The 17,180-nt window shown below is 69.1% G+C and carries 14 protein-coding genes and 1 pseudogene; 5 read left to right on the top strand and 10 right to left on the bottom strand.

The window, feature by feature from the left end; all coding sequences use genetic code 11:
- Positions 1–43: 43 nt before the first annotated feature.
- Positions 44–2,218: an alpha/beta hydrolase-fold protein gene (locus tag OG505_RS05910; RefSeq protein WP_405431575.1), complete on the bottom strand. Its 2,175-nt coding sequence runs from the start codon at positions 2,216–2,218 to the stop codon at positions 44–46.
- Between the two features lie 169 nt (positions 2,219–2,387).
- Positions 2,388–3,332: a LacI family DNA-binding transcriptional regulator gene (locus OG505_RS05905; RefSeq protein ID WP_405431573.1), complete on the bottom strand. Its 945-nt coding sequence runs from the start codon at positions 3,330–3,332 to the stop codon at positions 2,388–2,390.
- On the opposite strand from OG505_RS05905, the gene OG505_RS05900 reads away from it, so the two are divergent.
- Both OG505_RS05900 and OG505_RS05895 read left to right on the top strand, forming a co-directional pair.
- Positions 3,325–3,552, top strand: a complete 228-nt coding sequence (locus OG505_RS05900; RefSeq protein ID WP_405431571.1) for a hypothetical protein — start codon at positions 3,325–3,327, stop codon at positions 3,550–3,552. The two genes, OG505_RS05905 and OG505_RS05900, sit on opposite strands and share 8 nt — an antisense overlap.
- Before the next feature lie 548 nt (positions 3,553–4,100).
- On the top strand, positions 4,101–5,624 hold the full coding sequence (locus OG505_RS05895; RefSeq protein ID WP_405431570.1) for an alpha-N-arabinofuranosidase: 1,524 nt from the start codon (positions 4,101–4,103) through the stop codon (positions 5,622–5,624).
- A gap of 329 nt (positions 5,625–5,953) precedes the next feature.
- Here OG505_RS05895 and OG505_RS05890 read toward each other — a convergent pair whose 3' ends face one another.
- The 6 genes from OG505_RS05890 to OG505_RS05865 form a co-directional block, all read right to left on the bottom strand.
- Positions 5,954–7,471 (bottom strand): aldehyde dehydrogenase family protein, encoded by a 1,518-nt coding sequence (locus OG505_RS05890; RefSeq protein WP_405431567.1) that lies wholly within the window; start codon positions 7,469–7,471, stop codon positions 5,954–5,956.
- Positions 7,468–8,676 (bottom strand): fumarylacetoacetate hydrolase family protein, encoded by a 1,209-nt coding sequence (locus tag OG505_RS05885; RefSeq protein WP_405431565.1) that lies wholly within the window; start codon positions 8,674–8,676, stop codon positions 7,468–7,470. The genes OG505_RS05890 and OG505_RS05885 overlap by 4 nt, the downstream gene beginning before the upstream one ends.
- Positions 8,673–9,854, bottom strand: a complete 1,182-nt coding sequence (locus OG505_RS05880) for a mandelate racemase/muconate lactonizing enzyme family protein (protein WP_405431563.1) — start codon at positions 9,852–9,854, stop codon at positions 8,673–8,675. The genes OG505_RS05885 and OG505_RS05880 overlap by 4 nt, the downstream gene beginning before the upstream one ends.
- A gap of 8 nt (positions 9,855–9,862) precedes the next feature.
- Positions 9,863–10,693: a carbohydrate ABC transporter permease gene (locus tag OG505_RS05875; protein WP_405431562.1), complete on the bottom strand. Its 831-nt coding sequence runs from the start codon at positions 10,691–10,693 to the stop codon at positions 9,863–9,865.
- Positions 10,690–11,643 carry a carbohydrate ABC transporter permease gene (locus OG505_RS05870; RefSeq protein WP_405431560.1) on the bottom strand — a complete coding sequence of 318 codons (954 nt, stop codon included), beginning with the start codon at positions 11,641–11,643 and terminating at the stop codon, positions 10,690–10,692. Before OG505_RS05870 ends, OG505_RS05875 begins: the two co-directional genes overlap by 4 nt.
- 75 nt (positions 11,644–11,718) lie before the next feature.
- On the bottom strand, positions 11,719–12,966 hold the full coding sequence (locus OG505_RS05865; RefSeq protein WP_405431559.1) for an ABC transporter substrate-binding protein: 1,248 nt from the start codon (positions 12,964–12,966) through the stop codon (positions 11,719–11,721).
- Between the two features lie 164 nt (positions 12,967–13,130).
- Here OG505_RS05865 and OG505_RS05860 point away from each other — a divergent pair, with 164 nt between their 5' ends.
- The 3 genes and pseudogenes from OG505_RS05860 to OG505_RS05850 form a co-directional block, all read left to right on the top strand.
- Positions 13,131–13,919: an IclR family transcriptional regulator gene (locus tag OG505_RS05860; protein WP_405431557.1), complete on the top strand. Its 789-nt coding sequence runs from the start codon at positions 13,131–13,133 to the stop codon at positions 13,917–13,919.
- A 57-nt stretch (positions 13,920–13,976) separates the two neighbouring features.
- A complete protein-coding gene (locus OG505_RS05855; RefSeq protein WP_405431555.1) occupies positions 13,977–14,282 on the top strand; it encodes a hypothetical protein in 306 nt (101 codons plus the stop codon).
- A gap of 161 nt (positions 14,283–14,443) precedes the next feature.
- Positions 14,444–14,548 (top strand): annotated as a pseudogene (locus OG505_RS05850) (RICIN domain-containing protein); the annotation flags it as partial.
- 316 nt (positions 14,549–14,864) lie between these two features.
- On the opposite strand, the gene OG505_RS05845 reads toward OG505_RS05850, so the two are convergent.
- Entirely contained in the window at positions 14,865–15,782 is a 918-nt protein-coding gene (locus tag OG505_RS05845; RefSeq protein ID WP_405431553.1) for an NADP-dependent oxidoreductase, read from the bottom strand.
- Between the two features lie 100 nt (positions 15,783–15,882).
- Complete coding sequence (locus tag OG505_RS05840; protein ID WP_405431551.1) at positions 15,883–17,076, bottom strand: FUSC family protein; 1,194 nt, start codon at positions 17,074–17,076, stop codon at positions 15,883–15,885.
- Positions 17,077–17,180 lie beyond the last annotated feature (104 nt).

Here is a 17,180-nt window from a genome sequence, read left to right as displayed (position 1 = left end):
GGGAAGGAGACCCTGCTCCCGGTGGCGTCGCCTGGGAAGGCTCCTAGCGCTTGAACAGACGCGGCGCCAGGTCGATGAGGTTCTTCTGCCACACGTCCCAGCCGTGCGGGCCGGGGGTGACGCCGTCGAACTCGTAGCGGATACCGAGGGTGTTCAACGTGGTCAGCGACGCCATGAAGCTCGGGTACACGAAGTCGGTCTGGTCGCCCACGTACAGGCGCAGCATCTTCGTCCCGTTGTTGATCGCCGCAACGTCGACGCCGGTGCCGCTGCCGAAGCCGGCCGAGAGGGCCGCCACGTAGGCGAACTCCCCCGGGTAGGCCCGCAGCACGCCCAGCGCCTGCCCGCCGCCCATCGACAGGCCGGCCAGCGCCTGCTGGGACGGATCACTGGAGATGTGGTAGCGGGCACGGGCCGTCGGCACGATGTTCTCCAACAGCTCCTTGTTGAAGTTCGACGAGTTGCCGTTGCCCATCACCACGACCATGGGCGTGAGGTCGCCGTCGAGGAACTGGTGGTCGAGGATCTGCTTGGCGCGTCCCATCTCGACCCAGTCCGTGTAGCTCTGGCCGCTGCCGTGCTGGAGATAGAGGACGGGATACGGCTGCGCCCGGCCCGGGTCGTACCCCGGTGGGGTCCACACCAGCGCGGTGCGATCCTGCCCCGCCACCGTGCTGGTGTAGGTCATGCTCTCGACCTTCCCGCCCTGGCCGGTCCGCACGTCCGACAGCAGTCGGGCGCCCGGCCCCGGGAGGAGGAAGGTGCTCCACATCGGTTCGGAGGTCACCTTCGTCGGGTTCGAGACGTCCTTGAACGGAACCCGGTCGACGATCAGCCGGTAGTAGTAGAACCAGGGCTTCAGCGGCCCCACGGTCGCCCGCCACCGGTCGCCGTCACGCGTCATCGGCACGCGCAGCCAACTGCCGCCCGGCGCGATGTTGGCCCACACCGTTACGTGCTGAGCGTCCGTGAAGTCCGTGGTCGTCTCGAAGGTGACGAACCCGCCCTCGCTGACGAACGGCGTCGGGGTGGTGCCGGCCGGCGGCGGGCTGAACTCCCGCTGCAACGGCTGGTGACCGGCACTCGGCCCGTGATCCGCCACGTGCCGGAACAGCCGCGGCAGGAAGTCGACCAGGTTCTCCTGCCAGGTGGTCCAGTTCGCGCCGCCGTCCGGGTTGACCCCGTCGAACTCGAACCTGACATCGGCTCGATCCAACGCCTTCATCAGCCGGTAGGTGGCGTTGTACGCGGGATCGGTGACGTTTCCGGTGTAGAGGCGCAGCAACCGGACGTCGCGGTTGATCGCCTTGGCGTCCTTCCGGTCGATCGCCGGAGCCGCCGTGCCCGAGAACCAACCGACGTAGCCGAACTGACCCGGCTTGGCGAGCGCGGCGGCCAGCGCCTGCGTGCCACCGTCGGACACCCCCGCGATCGCCTGGTGCGCCGGATCGCGAAGGACCCGGTAGTTGTCAGCGACCGCCTTCCGCAGGTCCTTCAACTCCCGATCGTCCGCGCTGTCGGCGATCACCACCACCATCGGCTGCATGACGCCGGCCGCCGAGATGTTGTCGAGGATCTGCTTCGTGCGGCCGAGGTCGAGCCAGTCGGTGGCGACTACACCGTCACCCGACTCCAGGAACAGCGTGGGGTAGCCCTTCGGCTTCTTGGCCGCGTAGCCGGGTGGTGTCCAGACCAGGGCCGAGCGCTGCTCGCCGCGGACCCGGTAGGTCAACGTCCCGACCGTGCCGCCGGCACCGGGAGGGGCGTCGGCCAGCCAGCGTGCCGAGTCGCCCGCGACCAGGAAGGTACTCAGGAGCGGGTTGGACGCCACGCTCGTGCTGTTCGTCGGGTCCTTGATGGTCTTGGTGTCGTCGGCAGTGAGCTGGTACTGGTACAGCCCGGGCTTCAGCGCGCCGAGCACACCGGACCACACGTCACCGCGACGGGTCAGACCGAATTCCGCCCAGGTGGCGGACGGACCGAAGTTTCCCTCGACGACGACCTGCGAGACCGCGCCCAGGTGCTCCTGGACGTACGCGGCCGGAACGGCGAACGAGGCGTAGCGGTCCTGGGAGACGTCCAGCCACGGCGAGTCCGCCGTCGCGGGTTGCGGCGCGACCAGGGCGGCCGCGATGGCGACGACTCCGGCGGTGAAGGCCGCCGAGAGCCGGCGTACGCCCAGACGGCGTAAGCGCCCGTGATAATGTTCGGTTGTCACGCTCCACTCCTTTCATGTGCCGGCAGCGGATGCGACCCGCTGGCCGGCTCAACTCATCGGTGGATCTCGCCGTGCTGTTGCGTGCACCCCCTTCCGGCTCTCGCCACCGGCGCACCCGACGTGACCACTCCAGCGGGAGCGATCCGGCCCTGGTGCCCGTGGACGGATGTCACGGTCGTGCCGCGCTCTTCGGTGCTGCGGTCGAGCTGCGGACCACGAGGCTGGTCGGAAGCACTATCTGGTTCGGTTCGTCCCACTCGCCCGTCACCAGTGACTTGAGCATCCGCGCGGCTTCGTAGCCGAGCTGATACATCGACTGGTCCACGGTGGTCAGACCCGGCTCGGTCAACGCCGACTCCGGAATGTTGTCGAACCCGACGACGGACAGGTCCCCGGGGACGGAGAGCCCCAGCTCCCTGGCGACCTCCAGGACCTTGAGGGCCATCCCGTCGCTCGCCGCGAAGATCGCCGACGGCGGATCCGCTCGTCGTAGCAGGGCGCGCGCCAACGGGGTCGCGGACTCGGGGTTGAAATCCCCCCTGCCGATCAACGTCGGGTCGACCGGGACGCCGGCCTCGGACAGCGCCGCCCGGTAGCCCTCCTCCCGCGACCACGCCGAGGCCAGGCTGTCGCGGCCCGCGATGAACCCGATGCGCCGATGGCCCAGGCCGAGCAGATGCTCGACCGCGGTGGTGGCGCCCACGAGGTTGTCGGCGGTGACCGAGGGCGCCGTCGAGCCCCGCACCGGGTCGATGGCCACGACCGGCGTCCGGCTGCGCACCTCGCCCCAGGGCGTGACGACGATGCACCCGTCGGTGAGGGTGCCCGACAGGCGGGTCAGGTGCCGCTGCTCCCAACCCTCCGAGTATGACCCGTAGAGGTCGCTGTTGGCGTAGATGATGAGGTCGAAGCCGGAGCGACTCAGAGCCTTCATGACCCCCTTGAGCACCTCTGCCGTGTACGACTGGAAGCTGTGCGCCACGAGGCCCAGAACGTTGGTGCGGCTGCGTCGGAGGCTCGACGCCACCAGGCTCGACTCGTAGCCGAGCTGCTCGATGGCGGTACGGACCCGAGCGATCGTGCGGGCGCTGACGCCGTAATGCCCGTTGACCACGCGCGAGACGGTGGCGGTGGAAACGCCGGCGACCCGGGCGACATCACTCATTGTTACCGGCGCATTGGCTTCAATCATGCCGCTCTCTCTGGACTGCAATCGTTATCGGTTACGTTTCCAGGATGTTGCCAACGTAACCGACAACGATTACGAACACAAGACCTTTTCGGGCGCACGCAACCCTCGATCGGAAGGTCCTAACGGGATGCTCGCACGGTGAACTTCCCACCGTGGCAACCGATCCGAAGAACGCGATCGGTTGCCACTACCGGCGGCCGATGTGGACGGCGATATGTGCGCCAGCTCTACCCGTCGACAACGGGACGGCACTCTCCGTAGGAACCATTCCCGGACGTCGGTGAACGCTCACAGACGTGACCGTCGACGGTCCCGGGCGGCAGCGGCGCCCGGGACGGGCGTGCGGGCACGACATCCACACCCGCGGGGGGGCGGCGTGCTGCGGAGCCGCCCGACGCGGAGATTGACCACGGGCACCGTGTTCCCCTACGCAAACGTAATCGGTAACGTTTACATAGATCGAGAACGTAATCGATGATCATGGCGATGTCCAGAGCTCGCACCGACCCGCCACCCCTCGGTCCCGGCGCCGCGATGCAGATCTCGACGTCGGGGCCTCGCACGAAGGGAGCCCGCCCTGAACACCCACCTCGACGAAGCGCCGGAGCGCTCGGCCGGCCGCACGAACCCACTCCCCCACCGCGCCGCGCCGCCGGTCCGACCCGGACGCAACCAGCAGGGAGGGCTGTCGTGAACACCGCGCGACTGCTCCTGGATCCACGTCGACGCGTCGCACCGGTGCCGCGCCGGCTCTTCGGCTCGTTCGTCGAGCACCTGGGTCGCTGTGTCTACACCGGAATCTACGAGCCGGACCACCCGAGCGCCGACGCGGACGGCTTCCGAGGCGACGTCCTCGCGCTCGTCCGCGAGCTGGGCATCACCACGGTCCGATACCCGGGCGGCAACTTCGTCTCGTCCTACCGGTGGGAGGACGGCATCGGCCCGGTCGACAAACGACCGGCCCGGCTCGACCTCGCCTGGCACAGCCTGGAGACCAACGCGTTCGGGCTGGACGAGTTCATGCGCTGGGTCGGCAAGGCGGGCGTCGACCCGATCATGGCGGTCAACCTCGGCACCCGTGGCACCGCCGAGGCCGTCGACCTGCTGGAGTACGCCAACCACCGCGCTGGGAGCCACCTCGCCGACCAACGCCGCGACAACGGCGCTGTCGACCCGTACGGGATCCGGCTGTGGTGCCTGGGCAACGAGATGGACGGCCCGTGGCAGGTCGGCCAGCGCAGCGCGACCGAGTACGGGCGGCTCGCGGCGCAGACCGCGAAGGCGATGCGGCGTTTCGACCCCGATCTCGAACTCGTCGCCTGCGGCTCGTCCTACCTCGGCATGCCGACCTTTGGCAGCTGGGAGCGCGACGTGCTGACCGAGGCGTACGACGACGTCGACCTGATCTCGCTGCACGCCTACTACCAGCCGGTCGACGACGACCTGCCCAGCTTCCTCGCCTCGGGCGAGGACATGGACAGGTACATCGACGCGGTCACCGCCATCGCCGACTCGGTCGGCGCGATCCGCCGGTCGACCAAGAAGATCATGATCGCGTTCGACGAGTGGAACGTGTGGTACCAGTCGGCGGCGCCGTCCACGCCGCCCAGCGGAAAGGACTGGCCGGTCGCGCCGCCCCTGCTGGAGGACCACTACAGCGTGGCCGACGCCGTCGTCGTCGGTGGCCTGCTGATCAGCCTGCTGCGGCACAGCGACCGGGTGACCGCCGCGTGCCAGGCCCAACTGGTCAACGTCATCGCACCGATCATGACCGAACCGGGAGGCTCGGCCTGGCGGCAGACCATCTTCCACCCCTTCGCCCGCACGGCCCGGCACGCACAGGGCGCCGTCCTCGACGTGCTCCTCGACGGGAGCACGACGAGTACCAACCGCTACGGCGCGGTCGGCGCGGTCGACGCGGTCTCCACCTGGGACGACGGCACCGGCGAGATGACCGTGTTCCTCGTCAACCGGGTCATCGACACCGCGGCCGAGGTGACCGTCGACGTCGCCGGCGCCCAGGTGGGCGGGATCATCGAGTGCGTCACCGTCGGCGGCGCCGACCTCGACGCCAAGAACACCGCCGACGGTCCGGACCACGCTGAGCCGCGCGCCAACGACACGGTCCGGGGCAGCGGCGCCAGCGTCCAGCTGACTCTCCCGCCCGCGTCCTGGACCATGCTGCGACTCCGCGCCACCGACGTGACCCCGTAAGCCACCCCGGCCGCGCAACCCTGGCATCCACCAGGGGTGCGCGGCCGGGGCTTCCCCACCACAGGGAGTACGGAGTCGAGCGTGGCCCTACCGGGCGTCGACTTCGACCCGGCGAGCGCTAACAACGTTGCCTGCCGAAAACAGCACCATGAATTGCATTGATGGTCAAGATGGGTTCGGGGAACGGGATCAGAAAGTGCCGTCTAAAACAATTCTGGCACGCTTCAGCGGCGCCCCAACGGCTGGCGCGCGAATTCAGTTTCATCAAGAAATTCGCGCGCCAGCCCCGGTTACCCACAAAGGCCCCCGAAGGAGACCGGCAGACGCGGTTATTGGGCCGCTGGCGCCAACCTCCCATCGACTCGCCGGGGAATGGCGGTGTACTCGTCGCGCAACTCCTCGGGAAGGACCCAGGCCGGGGCGTCTTGCCACGCCAAGGGGCGGAGGAACCGTCGGATCGAGGTGGCGCCCACCGACGTGTGCACGGCGTTCGTCGACGGCCAGGGTCCACCGTGGTGCTGGGCCCACGACACCCGGACACCGGTGGGATAGCCGTCGAAGACGATGCGACCCGCGCGGGCGGCGAGCACGTCGACCAGCCGGCGTACGACGTCGGCGTCGTCACCCGAGCCACGATGGACCGAGCCGGTCAGCGACGGGGGCACGGCGTCCAGCGCGGCGTCGAGTTCGGTGGCGTCGTGATACCGGACCACGACCATGAGCGGACCGAAGCACTCGTCGGCGATCTCGGCGGTCAGGCCCGGCAGATCGACCTCCAGGAGCCTCGGTGCGGCGGTGAAGCCCGTGCCGGCATCGGCCTGGCCCCGTGCCGAGACCCGGGCACCGGCCCGCTCGAACTCCGTGGCCCGGCTCTCGTACGCGTCCCGGATGCGCTCGTTGAGCAGGACCGTGCCGCCCGAGTTGGCGACCTTCTCCCGCAGGGCGTCGACCAACTGGTCACCGCCCCGGTCCGCCGGGATGAACGCCAGGCCGGGCTTGGTGCACAGTTGACCGCCGGAGGCGGTGAAGGAGGCGAACAGACCCTCGGCGATCTGGTCGCCCCGGTCGGCGGCCGCGGCGGGCAGGACGACGATCGGGTTCACGCTGCTCAGTTCGGCGTACAGGGGAATGGGGTCGGGTCGTTCGTCGATGGCCGCCTGGATGGCGCGGGCGGCGTTGACCGAGCCGGTCAGGGCGGCCGCGCGGATCGCGGGGTGACGCACCAGCGAGCGGCCCGCCTGCTCCCCGTACACGATCGCGATGACACCTTCGGGCCCGCCCAGGTCGCGGACGGCCGAGGAGATCGCGGCGGCGGAGGCGTGCGAGGTCAACGGGTGCGACGGGTGGGCCTTCAGGACCGTGGGACAGCCGGCGGCCAGCGCGGCGGCCGTGTCACCGCCGGCGACGGAGAAGGCGAACGGGAAGTTGCTGGCGCCGAAGACGGCGACCGGCCCGAGGGGTACGAGCATCCGCCGCACGTCCGGGCCAGGTCCGAGCGGTGTGTCGGCTGCGTGGTCGATGGCCGCCTCGACGTACGCCCCGTCGCGCAGCACCTCGCCGAACATCCGGAACTGGACCGCGGCCCGGGTGAGTTCCCCGTCGAGTCGCGCGTGGCTCAGCCCGGTCTCCGCCTCGGCGGCAGCGACCAGATCCACCCGGTGGGCCTCCAGCGACGCGGCGATCGCGTCCAGCAGCTCGGCCCGGCCACGCCTCCCGAGATCGGCCAACCACCGCGTCGCCCGGGACGCCTGACCGGCGATCGTCTCCAGCCGGGACTCGTCGGTCTCGGTGAGATCCGTCGCGCGACGCTGACCGTCGCGCGGATCGACAGTGCTGACCACGTTCACAGCAGTCCTCTCCTTACCAGATTGCCCATGAGATCGCGGACGCCGAAGTGCCAGGGCTCGCACTCCTCCGCGTGCCGCACCCGGTTGACCAGAGTGCCGAGTGCCGGGCAGCTGATCCGTACCACGTCGTCGACCTTGTGGGTGAAGCCCTCGCCGGGGCGGTCGCGGTCCTGGATGGGCGCGAACATGGTGCCGAGCATCAGGGCGGCCCCGTCGGGATAGTGGTGGTGCGGACCGATCAGCTGCCGCACCAGCTCCTCCGGGTCGCGCGACATCTGGGTCATCTCCGAGACCGCCTCCAGCAGGAAACCGTCCTCACCGTGGACCTCCAGGCGCACCTCGAGTTCGCGTACCCGATCCATTCCGAACCGGTCGTCGAAGAGCCGGATCAGCGGACCGAGCGCGCAGGAGGCGTTGTTGTCCTTGGCCAGGGGAAGCAGGAGCGCCGAGCGGCCCTCGATGTCGCGCAGGTTCACGTCGTTGCCGAGGGTGGCGCCGACGATCCGGCCGCTGGACTGGACGACGAGCGTGATCTCGGGTTCCGGGTTGTTCCAGGTCGACGCGGCGAGCACGCCGACCGGAACGCCGGTGCCGACGGCGCTGAGGATCTGCCCCTTGGTGAAGATCTCGGCGTCCGGGCCGATCCCCACCTCCAGGTACTGGCTCCACATGCCCTCGGCGACCAGCAGGCTCTTGAGCCGGTCCGCCTCGGCCGAGCCCGCCTCCAGGTTGTGCAGGTCGACACCGATGTCGGCGAACATCCGTTGCCGAATGTCGGCCGCGAGCGCCAGATCTCCCCGTGCCCGCTCCTCGATGACGCGTTCGATCATCGAGATGGGGAAGGTCACGCCGGCGGCCTTGAGCGCCTGGAGGTCCACCGGGGCGAGCAGCCAGGGCCGATTACGGTCCCGGGTCGCGGCCCCCGTGTTGGCCAGGATCTCCCCGAAGTCGCCCACCCGCGCCCCGTCGAGCCCGGCCACGGTCGCGGCGGGGTCGGGCAGCTCGCAGATGTCCCGTACGGTCGGGAACCGGTGGCTGAGGTCGATGACCTCGCCGTTCCGCACGGCCACGGGCGTGGGGCCGTCGACGGACGGGTCCCAGATCCGGCCGATCAGAACAGCGTCCACATCGTCCGGCAACGCCTCGGCGGCGGTCCCGGCCCAGTCCGCGCCGGCGGCCCGCCCTCGGGGCCGTGGGACCGTCATGAGCCGCTCTCCAGATTGAAGAAGGACCGCTCGTCCCGGGGACGGATGTCGTAGACGGCGTCCTGGAACATCCGCAGCGGGTGCGGTGTGAACGGATGCTGTTCGATCGCGGCGAGATCCACCTCGATGCCCAGACCGACACCGGTCGGGATGAGGATGTCACCGTCGGCGGTCAGCACCAGTCGCTCGTTGGTGATCTCCGGACGCCAGGGCACATCCGTCGCCATGATCTCCAGGTACCGGAAGTTGGGCAGCGTCGCCCCGAGTTGCAGGGTCGCGGCGGTGCTCAATGGCCCGCTCGGGTTGTGCGGCGCGAAGCCCACATAGCTGGTCGCGGCGAGTGTCGAGATGAAGGCCAGCTCCGCGATCCCGCCGGCGTGCGTCACGTCGGGTTGGACGAAGTCGACCGCCTGGCGGGCCAGCGCCGGCGCGAAGCCCTGCCGGCCGTACCACCGCTCCCCCGCCGCGATCGGCACTGGCGACGCGCGGCGGATGTCGACGAGCGCGTCGAGGTTGTCGGGTGGGCAGGGTTCCTCGAACCACACCGGGTCGAACTGGGCGATCTCCTTGGCGACCTTGATCGCGTGGCGGACGTCGAAGCGGCCGTGCCCCTCGACGAACAGCTCGACATCGCGGCCCACCGCCGCACGGACGGCGTCGATCTGGGCGAGCACCCGGTCCAGCTGCGCGGTGCTGATGGTGAGGTCGTAGTTCTCGAACGGGTCCCACTTGAGGCCCCGGAAACCGGACTCCACCGTCCGGCGCGCGGCGGCCGCGTAGTCCTCCGGCGTGACGGCGCCGGAGAACCAGCCATTCGCGTACGCCCGGACCCGGTCGCGGGTCGCGCCGCCGAGCAGTCGGGAGACCGGTACGCCGAGCTCGCGCGCCGAGATGTCCCAGAGGGCCATCTCCAGCGAACTCAACGCGGTCATGATGACCGGCCCGCCTCGCCAGTACCAGTCCCGCGCGGTCTCGTAGAGGATCTTCGAGATGCTTGTGGGGTCCAGGCCCACCACCGCCTCGGCCAGCTCGGTGATGGCGCCCTGGACGGCCCGTTCCTTGCCCTCCAGGGTGGCCTCACCGAGCCCGACGATCCCCTCGTCGGTGTGGACCCGCACGATCACGAGGTTCGTGCGGTAGAAGTCGACGACCAGCGTGTCGACAGAGGTGATTTTCATAGTTCGGCTCAACCCTTCACCGCGCCGGCGGTCATGCCGGAGACCACGTACTTCTGCACCAACAGGTAGAAGGCGACGGCAGGCAACGTGAACAGGAAGGCGACGGCCATCACCGTCTGGATCGGTGTGCCCAGTTCGCCGATGAAGCCCGCGATGCCGACGGAGGCGGGCTGCAGGTCGGGGTTGAAGATGAACGTCACCGCGAACACGTACTCGTTCCAGGCGTGGAAGAAGGCGATGACCGCGGTGGCCGCGATCGACGGCGCGATGAGCGGCACGTTGATGCGGGTCAGGGTGGTGAAGGGCCGGGCGCCGTCGGCACGCGCGGCTTCCTCCAGCTCCTTCGGGATGCCGTCGATGGCGCCCTTGAGGATCAGGGCGACGATCGGCAGGACGAAGGCGGAGTTCACGAGGATGAGGCCGGTCAGCGAGTCGAGCAGGTCGAAGCGGCGGAACAGCGCGAACAGCGGGACGACCATGAGCGCCTCGGGAAGCATCTGCGTGAACAGCAGCACGACGGTCAGCACCGCCTTGCCCCCGAACGAGAACCGGGACAGCGCGTAGCCGAGCGGGATGCCCAGGCCGACGGAGAGAACCATCGTGCCCACGGCGATGATCAGGCTGTTCAGCAGCCACCCGGCCGCCTTGCCCTCGGCCAACGCGTCCACGAAGACCCCGAACTGGCCGAAGTCGGGCATGAGCCGGGGCCGATCGGCGAAGAGGTCACTGTTGCTGGACAGCGCCGTGACGAACATCCAGTACAGCGGGAACACCGCGACACCCAGCACGGCGAGCACGGCGACGACCCGCGCGGTGACACCGAAACGGAAGCGCCTCATCGGACGTCCCCCTTCTCCACGGCACGGGCGACCAGGCGACTGCCGATGATGACGATGAGCGAGATGACGACGCCGACCATTCCGATGGCCGCCGCCGATCCGAGTTCCTTCGAGTCGAAGGCCTGCGAGTAGAGGTCGATGACCAGCGTCTCGGTGGAGCCGACCGGCCCACCCTTGGTCATCAACCAGATCAGCTCGAACCGCCGCAGCGACCAGATCGTCATCAGCAGCGCCAGCAGACCCACGGTCGGCTTGATGACCTGCCAGGTGACGGCGCGGAAGGTGGCCCACCGTCCCGCGCCGTCCACGGTCGCGGCCTCGTTGAGCTCCTGCGGGACGGACTGCAACGCGGAGAGCAGCACCACGGAGGTGAACGGGAACAGCTGCCAGATCGTCGTCGCGAGCACCGCCGGGAGCGCGTACCGCGGGCTGTCCAGGATGGCGCCGCCGGGCACCCCGAGCCCGACCGCGTCGAGGAAGCGGTTCACGATGCCGTACTGCGCGTTGAGCATCCAGGTGGCGACGAGCGCGACCGCGATTCCCGGGGCGGCCCAGGGGACGGTCACGAGCGCACGCGCCACACCACGGCCCCGGAATTTCCCGTTGAGCAGGAGCGCGACGACGAGCCCGGCGCCGATGGCGACGACGACGCAGGTGATCACGTAGACGACGGTGATCAGCAGGGTGCGGTGGAAGTCCGGGTCACCGAAGACGCGGTTGAAGTTGTCGAGCCCGACCCATTCACTGCGAGTGGGGTTGAGCAGCCTCGTCCTGGTGAAGCTGAGGTACACCTCCTGAACGAGGGGTACCGCCTGGAAGACGAGGATGAACAGGGCGGCGGGCGCCAGGAACAGGTACGGCGTCCACTTGCTGCCCAGCGGGCTGGGCCGACGCCCGGCCCGGCCTGGGGGTGTTGTCTTCGGCGTTCCGGTCTGCTCGACCACAGTCATCGGGTTCGATCCTCCTGAGGAAGGACGCTGCCGGCGCAGGAACTGTCGCGCCGGCAGCGTCGCCGCGTCGAGCTGTCAGCGGACCAGTTCGGTCGCCTGCTGCTGGGCGCGATCCAGCGCCGACTTGAGGTCGGCCTTGCCCTGCAGTGCCGCGACCACGTTCTGCACGACCACCTTGCGGATGTCCGGCGTCTTGGCCTCGAACCCCAGGACGATCTGCGGCAGGCCGCTCTCGGTGAGCCCATCGAAGACGGGAAGGAACGGGGTGGTCTTGAGCGTCTCCGCGCTGCGCTGCGTGGTGGTGGCGACGCTGCTCGCGCCGAGGATCTCCTGGAGCTTGACCTGGTTCTGCGGCTCCAGCGCCCACTTGATGAAGGTGGCCGCCTCGTCCTTGCCCTCGCTCGCCTCGTTGATCACGATCGGCGCGAGGAGCGCGCCCTGCTTACGGACCGGGAACGGGATCGGCGCGACGTTGAAGTTCAGCTTCGCATTCTGGCCGCGGGTGGCGGTCACGTACCCGCCGTTGTTGAGCTCCATCCCGACCTTGCCCTCGGCGAACATCCGCCGGAACGTCGCCGCGTCCGCCCCGCGCGGGATCACGTTCGCGTCGTACAGGTCCTTGAACGCCTGCAGGCCCTTGAGGTTCTCGGGCGAGTTGATCGTCAGGTTCTTGCCGTCGGACCACGCGCCGCCGAAGCCGTAGACGTAGTTGAAGATGTCCTGCCAGACGCCGGCCTCCTCGGCCTCCGTCTGGCGGAACGCCAAGCCGAAGACATCACCCTTGGTCAGCGACTTCGCCGTGGAGGCGAACTGCTCGTAGGTGGTCGGCGGCGTCGGGATGAGGTCCGCGTTGTAGAACATCGCGTAGTTGGACGCCTCGAAGATGACGCCGTGCCGGACCCCGTCGTGGACCATGAACTGGTCCGGCTGCTTGAGCAGGTCGTACTTGCTGGCGTCGACGAGCTTGTCCAGCGGCGCGACGAGGCCGGCGTCCGAGGCGGCCTCGAACTCGGGCATGTCGAAGCGGACCAGGTCGGGGCCCTTGCCGCTGCCCATCTGCGTGAGCACGGTCTGTCCGAAGGTCGGGTACGGCACCGCGGCGGCCGAGACCTGGATCTTGGTCTGGCTCTGATTGAACTCGTCGAGCCACTTCGTCAACTGGGGCCCGCGGCCGGGGTCGCCGAAGGTCGAGGCGGCGAAGGTCAGTTTGGTGACCCCGTCGCCGGAACCGCCGTCGGAGCCGCAACCGGTCAAGAAAGTGGCGGCCAGACCGAGGGCACATGCCGCCCTGGCGAGGCCGAAACGAGCGCGCTGCTTACCCATCGTTACTCCAGTGTTACGAATCGGCGTCGAGCTGAGGAAATTGCAACGATCGTAGCGACATGTGCAACGGTGTCAAGTGGCGGTTGCGCATCACGTCAACTACATTGCACATGATGCAATGGCAGCGACGGTGTCGTACCGTCGCCCCGAGGGGAGACAGAGCCTTGGCGCAATCGATTCGCCGCGCGATCGACCTCATCCGTCGAACGGCCGAGCACCCGCTGTCCCTCACCGAGGCTGCGGACGTGCTCGGCGTCCACAAGTCCACGGCCCTGCGGATCCTGCAGACACTGGAATCGGCGCGCTTCGTCCGCCGGACCGGAGCGGGCACCTACGTGCTCGGCAGTGGACTCATCGAGCTGTCCGAGCTCGCGCTGGGCTCGATGGACCTGCGCCAGCCCGCCGCCGCGCACCTCCGGGCGCTGCAACGCGAGACCGGCCACACCGTCCACCTGGCACAGCTGACCGGTGACGAGATCATCTATATCGACAAGGTGGACAGTCCCGCGTTCGACGCCGTCAAGCTGCCCTCGCGGATCGGGCGCGCGGTGTCCATCTATGCGAGCGCGGTGGGCAAGACGATCCTGGCCTACCTACCGCGGGAGGAACGCGACCGTCTCCTCTCCCACGTCCTGTTCGAGAGATTCACCGCGACCACCTTCACCGATCACGACGCCCTCGAAGCCGAACTCGCCCGCGTCCGGGAGTGCGGCTGGGCCGCGGACAACGGCGAGCACGACGCCTACGTGATGTGCGTGGCCGCACCGATCAGGGACTCGCGAGGTCAGGTCATCGCCGCCGCTTCGATCACGGCGATCGAGGTCATCGCGAGCCTCGACCAGCTGAAGCGCAACCTCCCGCTCCTCCTGGAGACCGCCAGCCAGATCTCGTACGAGCTCGGCTACCCGCGGCCCTCCGCGAACCCGGACGGTGACGGCCGGTCCGCGACCTGACCGGGCGGTCACCACACCGAGCCTGCCTCCGCGGCGCACCGCTGATTAGATGTGCTGATGGATCCGTGGGAAGCAACACTGCTCGTCATCGCCACGATCGGGGCGGTCGCGGCTGCGATCGGAGGCTGGTCCCAGGACAGACGCAGCTCGGCGGCCCAGCTCGCGGCGTTGGAGCGCAAGCTCGACCTGGTGATGGATCACCTGGGCATCGCCGCGCCCGTGGAACCGGAAGTGCTCCGGCACCTGGAGAGCGGCCGCACGATCGAGGCGGTTCGCGCCTACCGCAAGCAGACCGGCACGAGCCTGGTCGAGGCGAAGCAGGCGGTGGACCGTATCGCCGACCAGCTCCATCTTGAGCGGTAGCGCGCCTTCGCTCGGATTCCGGCCGGGATGCCGAGTCGGCATCGGCCATGTTGACCGCGTTTCCCGGACCCTCGATCGAGGGCCCCGTCGACGAACTTTCAAACCTCCCTTCCCGGGACTGACCCTCGAAGACGCTCGATGCGCTCTGGCGTAATCCCCAGGCCAACCGGTGCCTCGACATCCCCGCGTCCACCCCGACCAACGGGCGGCAGTTGCAGATCTACGAGTGCACCGGCACCGCCGCGCAGAACTGGACCCTGCCGTGACCCGTCCGCCCACACCCCCGCAAGGAGCCCTCATACGCGGGCGCCTCATCGCCGTTGCCGCCGGACTCGCCGCCACCAGCGTCCCGGCAGCAGGTGCGCGGCTCTTCACCCGCACGGTGGGAGGCGAGGACATCCACACTGGCCCCCCCGGCGGCGGCTGTGAAAATGGGGGCGGTTGGCCGTGCCTCGATCCGGTAGGACACGACTCTTCGCCAGGTTCGTCCGTCGCGGCACCGGGCTCAAACCCGCGAGGCGGCGTCGTAGTCGCCGCAGGCGTGCGGTGCCGTCGCCCGCTCGGCCGCTGTCCCCCGAACCCTTACGAGCGAGCGCGGATGACCGTCTTCCCGGTGATCCGTTCGGTCGGATTGAGAGCGGCGACGGCGTCATCGAGGTCCGCGACGTTGCCGATGTTCGTCCGCAGTCGCCCGTCCCGTATCCGCCGGACGATCTCCCCCAGTTGGGCGCGGTCAGGCGTCACGACGAAGTCGATCGCCAGGCCGTCCGCGGGCCGTACCTCGGGCGGCCCGACGACGGAGACCAGGATTCCTCCTGCTCGAATCAGGCCTGCCGACCGCTTCCCGATGACGCCGCCGATGACGTCGAAAACCAGATCGATTCCACCGACGGCTTCGAGGACGTCGTTCTCGAGGTCGACGAACTCCTGCACGCCGAAGTCGAGCGCCTTTTGACGGTCGGCAGCCCGCCCGGTGCCGATGACGTAGGCGCCGAACTCACGTGCGAGCTGCGTCACCATCGAACCGACTGCGCCGGCCGCGCCATGCACGAGGACGCTCTGCCCGGTCTGAAGGCGGCCGTGCTCGAACAGTCCCTGCCAGGCGGTCAGGCCAGAGATCGGCAGGCTCGCGCCGACCGTGAAGTCGACGTCGCCGGGTAGCGGCGCGAGGTTGCGTGCCTCGACGGCCACGTACTCCGCCAGGGTGCCGTCCCGGGTCCAGTCCATGAGGCCGAACACCCGCTGTCCCACCGTCAGTCCCGCCGTGCCATGCCCGAGAGCGGTGACCACTCCGGCCAGCTCGTGCCCGGGTATCGACGGCGTCCGGTCACGTCCGAGGCGATCGGTCCAGGTCGAGGGCCACGCCGTCTCGGTCGGGACGAACCCCGACGCATGAACCCGAACGACGACGTCGTTGAGGGCCGGTTCCGGCTCAGGCCGCTCCACCAGCGTCATCCCGGCTGTTCCCGCAGCCTCGTCCGTCACCACAATCGCCTTCATCAGATACCTCCCTGTATCCAGCGGCGGCGCTGGAACACATCAAGTCGTTCCTCGTGCGGCCGGTCGGTGAGCCGACCCGTGCGTCGTCACCGCAGTCGCGTCAGGCCGGGTTGGCGCCGGCCTGGCCGAAGCCCTCCTGGGCCGCCCCGCGTACCAGGCTGTTGGCCCGCTCCGGCTCGTACCCGCTCGCCCGGAGCAGGTCGCTCGCCGCCGTGCGCAGCTGGGTCACCATGGCGGCACTGTAGGGCCGCAGGCCCTCTGCGTCGGCTTGTCCGGCCAGGCGCCCGATGTCCAGGGCCGCCTGCTGTGTCTGCTCCGGGGCCTTACCCTTGCGGACGTCCTGACGAAGCAACCGGAGCCCGTCGGCGAGCCGCTCCACGGCGGTCGCGAGCTGCTTGGGCACCGGTTCGTCGTATTCCAGGCTCGTGGTGGCCCAACGGGCCAGTTCCTGGGACTCGATCGCCACCCGCTCGAAGTGCTGCATACCGCGCTTGTAGCGCTCCACATCGTGCCGGCGCCGCCACCGTGCCGGCGCGAGGATCACCACCTCGTCGGCGCCGGACAGCGCTTCGTGCAGCCGATCAAGGTCGGGCCCCACGCCCCGGAGCCGGTCGAGTGCGTGTCTCGCGAGGTTCGGGTCGCGTTGTCGCAGTGCCTGTGCGACCTGCCGCAGTTGTGCGGAGAGCGTTTCTGTCACTGGCGCGGCGGTGTGGTCGAGGACGCGCATCGGGTTGACCGGCAGCAGCAACCCCACCACCGCCAGTCCCACGACGCCACCCACGACAGCGTCGAGGATCCGGGGCATCTCAAGGTCCCGCGTGGTCGGCGACAGCGTGGCGATCAGTACCGCGGTACCGCCGGCATGCGCGACCAGCGCGCCACTGCGTCCGGTCAGCAGCAGCGCCACGATGATGGCGAGCGTGACCACCAGGCCGATCTGCCAGGGCCCGAACCCGATGGCGAGGATCAGAAGGTCACTGGTCAGCAGGCCCAGCCCGACGCCGACCATGAGTTCGAACGTTCGCCGGGCGCGTTGCCCGAGGGCGGCGACGATCGTTCCGACCGCCGCGCTGGGCGCGAAGACCGGCGCCGACCTGTGCAGCAACTCGTGTGCGATCACCCAGGACAGCGCGGCGGCGAGTCCGGACTGGACGGCGAGAAGGAGCATGATTTCGAGTTGGCGTACCCGGGACCTGCCAACCTCACCGCCCTGGCGACGGGCTCGTCCCGCGATCTCCTGGGCCTGCACACCGAGAACGTCGTGGGCCGGCCGGCCCTTTCGGTCGGAGGACATTGCCGTGGTTACCCCGGTTGTTCCTCACGAACCTCGGCGGGAACGGCATCTTCGTCACCACTGCAAGGTTTGTCCAGGTCACACCGGGCTTCGGCCATGGTGCT

Source organism: Micromonospora sp. NBC_00617 (assembly GCF_045161355.1).
In the GTDB taxonomy this organism is placed as follows: domain Bacteria; phylum Actinomycetota; class Actinomycetes; order Mycobacteriales; family Micromonosporaceae; genus Micromonospora.
This window is presented reverse-complemented; position numbering and strand designations above follow the sequence as displayed.

Coding starts and splice junctions, on each gene's coding strand:
- OG505_RS05885 (WP_405431565.1), bottom strand. CDS start 8,676: ATGACGGTCCCACGGCCCCGAGGGCGGGCCGCCGGCGCGGACTGGGCC.
- OG505_RS05880 (WP_405431563.1), bottom strand. CDS start 9,854: ATGAAAATCACCTCTGTCGACACGCTGGTCGTCGACTTCTACCGCACG.
- OG505_RS05875 (WP_405431562.1), bottom strand. CDS start 10,693: ATGAGGCGCTTCCGTTTCGGTGTCACCGCGCGGGTCGTCGCCGTGCTC.
- OG505_RS05870 (WP_405431560.1), bottom strand. CDS start 11,643: ATGACTGTGGTCGAGCAGACCGGAACGCCGAAGACAACACCCCCAGGC.
- OG505_RS05865 (WP_405431559.1), bottom strand. CDS start 12,966: ATGGGTAAGCAGCGCGCTCGTTTCGGCCTCGCCAGGGCGGCATGTGCC.
- OG505_RS05855 (WP_405431555.1), top strand. CDS start 13,977: ATGGATCCGTGGGAAGCAACACTGCTCGTCATCGCCACGATCGGGGCG.
- OG505_RS05845 (WP_405431553.1), bottom strand. CDS start 15,782: ATGAAGGCGATTGTGGTGACGGACGAGGCTGCGGGAACAGCCGGGATG.
- OG505_RS05840 (WP_405431551.1), bottom strand. CDS start 17,076: ATGTCCTCCGACCGAAAGGGCCGGCCGGCCCACGACGTTCTCGGTGTG.